Annotated in this window: 1 protein-coding gene; it reads right to left on the bottom strand. The window is 66.4% G+C overall.

Going from position 1 to position 348, the window contains the following annotated elements; translation table 11 throughout:
• The coding region (locus BRSPCE3_RS35830) for an MFS transporter (RefSeq protein ID WP_375710013.1) at positions 1 to 348 on the bottom strand (348 nt) is incomplete at both ends.

Genomic DNA, 348 nt, shown 5'->3' with positions numbered 1-348 from the left:
GCCACGCGCCCCGCATGCAGCCAGTAAGCCGTGAGCGCCGCCAGACCAAAAATCAGCAGCACCAGCACCGTCGCGTGCTGGAAGCCCAGTTCGGACAGCCCGTCGAGCGAGAACGACACCGCCGCCATGCCGAAGGCCAGCATCAGATAGCCCGACCAGTCGAAGCGGCTGTCGTCTTCCGCGTGCACATCGGGCATCACCTTGAGCGTGACGAGCGCGCCGATCACCCCCACGGGAATGTTGATCAGGAAGATCCAGTGCCACGACACGGCCTCCACCAGCCAGCCCCCCAGCGTCGGGCCGATCAGCGGGCCGATCAGCCCCGGGATGGTGACGAAACTCATGGCC

This window comes from Bradyrhizobium sp. Ce-3, assembly GCF_022835695.1.
GTDB lineage: Bacteria > Pseudomonadota > Alphaproteobacteria > Rhizobiales > Xanthobacteraceae > Bradyrhizobium.
Note: the sequence above shows the minus strand (reverse complement) of the source record. Positions and strands in the feature narration are given on the sequence as shown.